Origin of the sequence: Aeromicrobium sp. Root495, from assembly GCF_001426755.1 — a bacterium.
Taxonomy (GTDB): domain Bacteria; phylum Actinomycetota; class Actinomycetes; order Propionibacteriales; family Nocardioidaceae; genus Aeromicrobium.
Genome location: NZ_LMFJ01000001.1, coordinates 603,126 through 610,930, shown reverse-complemented (window position 1 = coordinate 610,930; position 7,805 = coordinate 603,126). Strand labels below are relative to the sequence as shown.

The window sequence follows — 7,805 nt, the reverse complement described above, 5'->3', positions numbered from 1 at the left end:
GGACTCACCCTGGGGTGAGTCCGAGCCACGGGCTGTGCAGTGGTGCGGTCAGGCCTTCTTGGCCGCGGTGACGGCTGCCTGGATCTGGTCGAAGGTCGGGACGCCGCCGCCCTGACCCTCCACGGTCTTGCCGTCGACCATGACGGTGGGGGTGCCGCTGACCTTCTTCTCGCGCGAGTCCTTGACGCCCTCCTCGATCCAGGGCTGGTACTTCTCCTTCTTGATGCAGGACTCCAGAGCCGCGTTCGTGGTGATGCCTGCGGTCTTGACGGTGTCGATCAGCTCCGGCGCCTCGGGGCCGTTGGTGCCCTCCTCGGGCTGCGCGGCGTACAGGGCGTCGTGGACCTTCTTGTACGCGGCCCCGCCCTGGGCGTCGTAGACGCAGAGGGCTGCGCTGCCGGCGCGGCCGGAGTACCCGTTGGGGCTGCCACCGTTGTTGTCCAGGAAGTTCAGGAGGCGGTACTCGATCTGGATGTCGCCGTTCTTGACCAGCCCGTCGAGCGCGGCGCCGAAGGCGGCCTCGAACTGCTTGCAGACGGGGCACTGGAAGTCCTCGTACAGGACGACCGTGACGGGGTCGGCGCTCTTCTTGACCACGGCGGCCGACGCGCCCGCGTCCTCCGGCGTGTAGGTGATGCCGAAGTCCTTGGTGGAGCTGGCCGGCGGCACGACGTCCTCGGCCACGGCGTTCTCGGACGAGGTCTTGGCGATGGCCCAGCCGCCGGCGGCGACGAGCGCCACGACGATCACGACGATGGCGACGGTGATGAGGTTCCGCTGCTTCTTGTCGGCCTTCTCACGCTCCTTGCGCATCTGCTCGGCTCGGGCGGCGCGCTGCTGACGGTCGTTGCTCACGGCTGCGGATCTCCTGGTCGGACGATGATGAGGTGCGGAGGCACCGAGGAGAACAACGTACGGCCCCCGGTCCTGGTTCCCGAGCGTACCGGCCGACCGTCGTGGGACGGACGGCCTAGGGTGGATCGGGTGAATGACAAGCTGGTGTGGATCGACTGCGAGATGACGGGGCTCTCCCTCGTCGACGACGCCCTCGTCGAGGTGGCGGCCCTCGTGACCGACTTCGAGCTCAACGTCCTGGGCGAAGGGGTCGACATCGTCGTGAAGCCCCCGGCCGCGGCGCTCGAGCAGATGAACGAGGTCGTCACGAAGATGCACACGAGCTCGGGCCTGCTCACCGAGCTCGACGCGGGCGTGACCCTCGCCGAGGCCGAGGAGCAGGTGCTCGACTACGTGCGCCAGCACATCCCGCAGCCCGGCAAGGCCCCGCTCGCGGGCAACTCCGTGGGCACCGACCGGGCCTTCCTCGCGCGCGACATGGCGGCGCTCGAGGGACACCTGCACTACCGGATCATCGACGTCTCCTCCATCAAGGAGCTCGCTCGCCAGTGGTTCCCCCGGGCCTACTTCGCGTCGCCCGAGAAGGCCGGCGGCCACCGCGCCCTCGCCGACATCACGGAGAGCATCGAGGAGCTGCGCTACTACCGCCGCACCGTGTTCGTGCCCGAGCCCGGCCCCGACACGGAGTCCGCCCGCGCCGTCGCGGCGGAGATCGTCGCCGCACGACACTGAGACCCACCCCTCACGGTCAGGCCCACCGCACCCCTGCGATATAGTCGTCGACGCTGCTCGCGCTCGCGCGGGCCGGCAGTGGTGGGTGTAGCTCAGTTGGTAGAGCACCGGCTTGTGGTGCCGGTGGCCGCGGGTTCAAGTCCCGTCATCCACCCCACTCGAACCCCTGTGCGCCTCGGCGCGCGGGGGTTCGCCCGTCTCGGGCGAGCGCCCTAGGAGCCCAGCTCGACGTCGCCCGCACCGGTCCTGACCCGGACGATCCCCTGTCCGCCGGGATCGTCGGTGAGGCCGTTCTCGACGTCGCCGGAGCTCGACCTCACGTCGACGGCGTAGCCGACGTCGCCGCTCGGCACCTCGGCGTCGACGTCGCCGTCGCCCGTGGTGATCTTGAGTGCGAACGGCTGCTTCGTGAACGAGGCGTCGACGTCGCCCGAGGAGGTGGTGGCCGAGAGCTCGGTGACCGCGAGGCGGTCGGCCTCGACGTCGCCCGAGCGCGTGGCCACCGTGACGACGCGGCCCTCGAGACCGTCGAGCCGGACGTCGCCGGCGTCGGTGGCCACGACGAGCGGCACTCCGGGCGGCACCTCGAACGTGACCTGCACGCCGCAGCCCGGAGCGAGCCAGGTCTGGCACGAGGAGTCGACGACGAAGTCGCTGCCCTTGCGCTGCAGGGTGTACGCGGTCTTCCGGATGCCGCTCGTGACCCGGGCGCGGACCACGAGGGTGTCCGAGCGACCCTCCACGAAGCGCACGTCGGCCTTCCCAGCCTGGACCGAGAGCTGGGCGGCGTCGGCGAGGTCGACCCGGGAGACCTGGGTGGTGGTCTTCTTGGACAGGACCGAGGCCACGGCCAGACCGCCGACGAGCAGGCCCGCCACGAGGACGGTGACCAGCACGGTGAGCATGGTCCGTGCGATGGGCGACGGGTCGTCGAGCTCCTCGTCCCGCAGCAGCGGGTCGGCGGGATCGGTCATGAGGCGTTCCGCGCGTGCGAGACGGGCACGACGTCGGGCGCGCCCATGCGGGCGGCGTCGGCGGTCTCGTCGTCGGGCATGGTCTGGCTCTCGCGCTCGGCCTCGACGCGCTTGACGTAGTGCTCCACCTCGGTCCGACGCTGCTTCTGGCTCCAGCCGAGGACGTCGCCCATGAGCTCGGCCACCTCCTCGGCCACGTCGGTGCCGCGGTCGAAGGTCTCGATGGAGATGCGGGTGCGGCGGGCGATGACGTCGTCGAGGTGCCGGGCGCCCTCGTGGGTGGCCGCGTAGACCACCTCGGCCCGCAGGTAGTCGTCGGCGCCGTCCAGCGGCCGGGCGAGGTCGGGCTGCGCGGTGACGAGGTCGAGGACCTCGGTGATGAGCGAGCCGTAGCGCCGCAGCAGGTGCTCGACGCGCCCGACGCCGATCCCGTGCTGGGCGGCCAGCCGGCCACGCTGGTTCCACATGGCCTCGTAGCCGTCGGCGCCCAGCAGCGGGACGTCCTCGGTGCAGCACTCGGGGACCTTGCGGTCGAGCAGCGCCGACATGCCGTGGACCGCGGCGTCGACGGCATCCTTGGCCATGACGCGGTAGGTCGTGTACTTGCCGCCGGCGATGACCACGAGGCCCTTCACCGACGTGGACACCGCGTGCTCGCGCGACAGCTTGCTCGTGGCCTCGTCCTCGCCCGCGAGCAGCGGACGCAGACCGGCGAAGACACCCTCGACGTCGTCGTGCGTGATGGGCTCGACGAGCACGCGGTTCACGTGCTCGAGGAGGTAGTCGATGTCGGAGCGGCTCGCGGCCGGGTGGTCCTTGCTCAGGCTCCAGTCGGTGTCGGTGGTGCCGATGATCCAGTGCCGACCCCACGGGATGACGAAGAGCACCGACTTCTCGGTGCGCAGGATCAGTCCGGCGTCGCCGCGGATGCGGTCGCGCGGGACCACGAGGTGGACGCCCTTGGACGACCGCACGTGGAACTGGCCGCGCTCCCCCGCGAACGACTGCGTCTCGTCGGTCCACACACCGGTGGCGTTGAGGACCACCCGCGCGCGGATGTCGAACTCGTCGCCGGACTCCAGGTCCTTGACCCGCGCCCCCGTGACGCGGTCGCCCTCACGCAGGAGCGAGACGACGCGCGTGCGGCTGGCCACGTGGGCCCCGTACGCGGCGGCCGTGCGCGACAGGAACATCGTGTGGCGGGCGTCGTCGACCTGGCCGTCGTAGTACTTCAGCGCGCCCACGAGGGCGTCGCGGCGCAGCGAGGGCATGATGCGGCGAGCGCCCCTGCGGGTGAGGTGCCGGTGGACCGGGAAGCCCTCGCCGTACCCGGAGGCCTTGCTCATGGCGTCGTAGAGGGCCACGCCGGAGCCGGCGTAGAACCGCTCCCAGACGGGGCGGGTGAGCGGGTAGAGGAAGGGGATCTCACGGACCAGGTGGGGTGCGAGCTTCTGGAGGTTCAGGCCACGCTCCTTGAGCGCCTCGGCCACGAGACGGAAGTCGAGCATCTCCAGGTAGCGCAGGCCGCCGTGCATGAGCTTGCTGGACCGGCTCGACGTCCCGGACGCGAAGTCGCGGGCCTCCACGAGGCCCACGCCGAGCCCGCGGGTCGCGGCGTCGAGGGCCGCCCCTCCGCCGACGACTCCCCCGCCGATGACGAGGATGTCGAGGGTCTCCTCACGCATGGCGTCGAGGGCGGCCTGTCGGGTCTGGGGAGAGAGCGGTACGGCGCGCATGCCCCCAGTCAACCAGTGTCGGACGGCAGCCGCGCCCTCACTCCACCCAGTCGAGCGTGCGCTCGACGGCCTTCTTCCACTGGGCGTAGCCCTCGGCCCGCTCCGACTCCTCCGTGGTGGGGCTCCAGCGCTGCGCCTCGGACCAGTTGCGCGACAGCTCGTCGGTGCTCGACCAGAAGCCGACCGCGAGGCCCGCGGCGTAGGCGGCGCCGAGGCACGTCGTCTCGGGGACCACGGGCTTGCTCACCTCCACGCCGAGGACGTCGGCCTGGACCTGCATGCAGAGCTCGTTGGCGGTGATCCCGCCGTCGACCTTGAGGATCTTCAGGTCGAGGTCGGCGTCGGCCACCATGGCGTCGACGACGTCCTTGCTCTGGTAGCAGATGGACTCCAGCGTGGCCCTGGCCACGTGGGCCTTGGTGTTGAACCGCGAGAGACCCACCAGGGCGCCTCGGGCGTCGGGCCGCCAGTACGGGGCGAACAGTCCGGAGAAGGCGGGCACGAAGCTCACGCCCCCGTTGTCGTCGACCGACGCGGCCAGCTCCTCCACCTCCGCGGCCTCGCTGATGATGCCCAGCTGGTCGCGCAGCCACTGGACGGCGGAGCCGGTGACGGCGATCGAGCCCTCCAGCGCGTAGACCGCGGGTGCGTCGCCGAGCTTGTAGCCCACCGTGGTGAGCAGGCCGTGCGTGGACCGGACGATCTCCTCGCCCGTGTTGAGCACGAGGAAGTTGCCGGTGCCGTAGGTGTTCTTGAGCTCGCCCGGCTCGAAGCAGACCTGTCCGAAGAGCGCGGCGTGCTGGTCGCCCAGGTCGCCGGCCACCGGGACCTCGGCGCCGAACGGCCCGTCCGCCACGGTGAGGCCGTACTCCTCCGACGACGAGGCGATCTCCGGAAGCATCTGCCGCGGGACGTCGAGGATCTCCACGAGCTCGTCGTCCCACGCCAGGGACTCCAGGTCCATGAGCATCGTGCGGCTCGCGTTGGTGACGTCGGTGACGTGCCGGCCCTCGGGGCGGTCGTCGGTGGCCGGGCCGCCCGTGAGCCACCAGATGAGCCAGGAGTCGATCGTGCCGAAGATCGCGTGGCCCGCCTCGGCGTCGTCGCGCAGGCCGTCGACGTTCTCGAGCAGCCACTTCAGCTTGCCGCCGGCGAAGTAGGCAGCCGGCGGGAGGCCCGACCTGTGGCAGATCGTGTCGCCGTGCTCGGCCTTGAGGACGGCGGCGATCTTGTCGGTGCGGGTGTCCTGCCAGACGATGGCGTTGGCGTAGGGCTCACCGGTGCGGCGGTCCCACACCACCGTGGTCTCGCGCTGGTTGGTGATGCCGACGGCCACGAGGTCGGCCGCCGTGAGACCGGCGGACTCGAGCGCCCCCTTGACCACGTCCTGGGTGCAGGACCAGATCTCCTGGGCGTCGTGCTCGACCCAGCCCGCCCGCGGCAGGATCTGCTCGTGCTCGAGCTGGTGCCGCGCCACCTCGGCACCGTCGTGGTCGAAGATCATGAACCGGGTGCTGGTGGTCCCCTGGTCGATCGCGCCGACGTACTGCTGCGTCATGCGCGTCACCCTAGTGCGGCCCTAGGCTCGGGGTGTGATCTCCCCGACACCGGTCCCCACGTCCCGCTGGTCGTGGCGCTCCGACCACTCCTTCCTCTCCGTGGGCTCGAGCCACTCCGTGCTGAGCATCGGGTCGTCCCACTCGTGCCTCTGCGTGGGGTCCGTCGGCTCGTTCGCGTCGGTCGGGTCGGCGTTCAGCGCCGGCTCGGTCCTGTCGGCCTTCTCCGCCCTCGGGCTGCTCTCGGCCTTCTCGTGGCGACGTCGGCGCTCGCTCCTGGCAGGTCCGGCGTCATGACCGACGTCGTGGTGGTGGGCGGGGGCCACAACGCCCTCGTGGCGGCCACCTACCTCGCTCGCGCCGGGCTCCGCGTCACGCTGCTCGAGCGGCTCGACCACGTCGGCGGGGCGGCGGTCAGCGAGCGGCCGTGGGACGGCCTCGACGCCCGCCTGTCGCGCTTCTCCTACCTCGTGAGCCTCATGCCGACCGAGCTCGTCGACGACCTCGGCCTGCAGCTCGAGCTCCGGTCCCGGCCCACCGCCTCCTTCACGCCGTACGTCCACGACGACGGGACGCCTGACGGGCTGCTCGTGGAGACCGACCCCGGCCCCGCCACGGAGGAGTCGTTCCGCCGGCTCACGGGCGACGACGCCGACCTGGCCGCATGGAACGCCTTCTACGACGAGGTGGCCACCCTCGCCGGGGTCGTGGCGCCGACGCTCCTCGGCCCGCTCCCGCGGGTGGAGGACCTGCGAGGGCGGGTCGACCGGACCATCTGGTCGGACCTCGTGGAGCAGCCGCTCGGGTCGGCCGTGCGGCGCAGGTTCGCCGACGACCTGGTGCGCGGCGTCGTGGCCACCGACGCCCTCATCGGCACGTTCGCCTCGCTCGACGATCCCTCGCTCGTGCAGAACCGGTGCTTCCTCTACCACCTCGTGGGCAACGGGACCGGCGAGTGGCGCGTGCCCGTGGGCGGCATGGGCGCCGTCACCGGCGAGCTGGAGCGCGTGGCCCGTGCGGCGGGTGTCGAGATCCTGACCGGCGTCGAGGTCACGTCGGTGGAGCCCGGTCCCGACGACGTGACCGTCCGGTCGGGCGACCGGTCGTGGACTGCGTCGCACGTGCTCAGCGGCATCGCGCCGTGGCAGCTCGACCGGCTGCAGGGCGTCGGCGACCGGCCCCGGCCGAGCGGCTCCCAGCTCAAGGTGAACCTGCTCGTGTCCCGTCTCCCCCGGCTCCGGTCGGGCCTGGACCCGGCCGTCGCGTTCGCCGGCACCTTCCACGTGAACGAGTCCCTCGACCAGCTCGAGGAGGCGCACCGCCTGGCCGTCGCGGGGACCCCGGCCTTCGCGACGGGCGAGCTCTACTGCCACACCCTCACCGACCGCTCGATCCTCGGACCCGACCTGGCCGGGACCGACGCCCAGACGCTCACGTACTTCGGGCTGCACACGCCGTACGAGAACCTGCCCGACGACGAGGCGACCGCGGCCGAGCACCGGCGCGTGGTCGAGGCCCTCGAGCAGCACCTCGACGAGCCGCTCGGGCCGCTCGTCCTGGGCGTGGAGGTCAAGTCACCGCGCGACGTCGAGTCGGCGCTGGCCATGCCGGGCGGGCACATCTTCCACGGCGACCTCGACTGGCCGTGGCTCGGGGAGGGCGAGTCCCCCACCTCCCCGGCCGAGCGCTGGGGTGTCGCCACGGCGCATCCTCGCGTCCTCGTGTGCGGCAGCGGCTCCCGGCGCGGGGGCGCCGTGAGCGGCCTCGGCGGCCACCACGCCGCCCACGCCCTCCTGGAGACCCTGACCTGACGAAGGAATCGACCTCTCGCCCGGCGACGGAGGAATCGACATCCGGCACCCCCGGTCCGGCCGAACGTCGATTCCTCCGTCCCCACCCCCTCGATTTCGTCGCGGCCGGGCCCGGCTGCTAGAGTTTTTCCTCGGCGCACA

7 protein-coding genes and 1 tRNA gene are annotated in these 7,805 nt (G+C 71.6%); 4 read left to right on the top strand and 4 right to left on the bottom strand.

The features are described from left to right. Positions 1-48 precede the first annotated feature (48 nt). Positions 49-855 carry a DsbA family protein gene (locus ASD11_RS03225; protein WP_056283195.1) on the bottom strand — a complete coding sequence of 269 codons (807 nt, stop codon included), beginning with the start codon at positions 853-855 and terminating at the stop codon, positions 49-51. A gap of 129 nt (positions 856-984) precedes the next feature. Between ASD11_RS03225 and orn the strand changes: the two genes are divergently transcribed. Then, entirely contained in the window at positions 985-1,587 is a 603-nt protein-coding gene (gene orn / locus ASD11_RS03220; protein WP_056283192.1) for an oligoribonuclease, read from the top strand. Between the two features lie 81 nt (positions 1,588-1,668). Continuing rightward, a tRNA-His gene (locus ASD11_RS03215) sits at positions 1,669-1,744 on the top strand. A 55-nt stretch (positions 1,745-1,799) separates the two neighbouring features. On the opposite strand, the gene ASD11_RS03210 is transcribed toward ASD11_RS03215, so the two are convergent. The 3 genes from ASD11_RS03210 to glpK are packed head-to-tail and all read right to left on the bottom strand — an operon-like array spanning position 1,800 to position 5,855. After that, the gene (locus tag ASD11_RS03210; protein WP_056283189.1) at positions 1,800-2,561 is read right to left on the bottom strand and encodes a DUF4097 family beta strand repeat-containing protein; all 762 of its coding nucleotides are present in this window, start codon (positions 2,559-2,561) and stop codon (positions 1,800-1,802) included. After that, entirely contained in the window at positions 2,558-4,297 is a 1,740-nt protein-coding gene (locus ASD11_RS03205; RefSeq protein WP_056283185.1) for a glycerol-3-phosphate dehydrogenase/oxidase, read from the bottom strand. Before ASD11_RS03205 ends, ASD11_RS03210 begins: the two co-directional genes overlap by 4 nt. A gap of 37 nt (positions 4,298-4,334) precedes the next feature. Further along, the gene (gene glpK / locus ASD11_RS03200) at positions 4,335-5,855 is read right to left on the bottom strand and encodes a glycerol kinase GlpK (RefSeq protein ID WP_056283182.1); all 1,521 of its coding nucleotides are present in this window, start codon (positions 5,853-5,855) and stop codon (positions 4,335-4,337) included. 34 nt (positions 5,856-5,889) lie between these two features. Between glpK and ASD11_RS17685 the strand changes: the two genes are divergently transcribed. Both ASD11_RS17685 and ASD11_RS03190 read left to right on the top strand, forming a co-directional pair. Beyond that, positions 5,890-6,150, top strand: coding sequence for a hypothetical protein (locus ASD11_RS17685; RefSeq protein WP_082554137.1), 261 nt, complete (start codon positions 5,890-5,892; stop codon positions 6,148-6,150). Beyond that, positions 6,147-7,664: a phytoene desaturase family protein gene (locus ASD11_RS03190; RefSeq protein ID WP_056283178.1), complete on the top strand. Its 1,518-nt coding sequence runs from the start codon at positions 6,147-6,149 to the stop codon at positions 7,662-7,664. Before ASD11_RS17685 ends, ASD11_RS03190 begins: the two co-directional genes overlap by 4 nt. Positions 7,665-7,805 lie beyond the last annotated feature (141 nt).

What these genes read in the sequence shown, in the direction of transcription:
- ASD11_RS03210 (WP_056283189.1), bottom strand. Translation starts at nt 2,561, where the DNA reads ATGACCGATCCCGCCGACCCGCTGCTGCGGGACGAGGAGCTCGACGAC.
- ASD11_RS03205 (WP_056283185.1), bottom strand. Translation starts at nt 4,297, where the DNA reads ATGCGCGCCGTACCGCTCTCTCCCCAGACCCGACAGGCCGCCCTCGAC.
- glpK (WP_056283182.1), bottom strand. Translation starts at nt 5,855, where the DNA reads ATGACGCAGCAGTACGTCGGCGCGATCGACCAGGGGACCACCAGCACC.
- ASD11_RS03190 (WP_056283178.1), top strand. Translation starts at nt 6,147, where the DNA reads ATGACCGACGTCGTGGTGGTGGGCGGGGGCCACAACGCCCTCGTGGCG.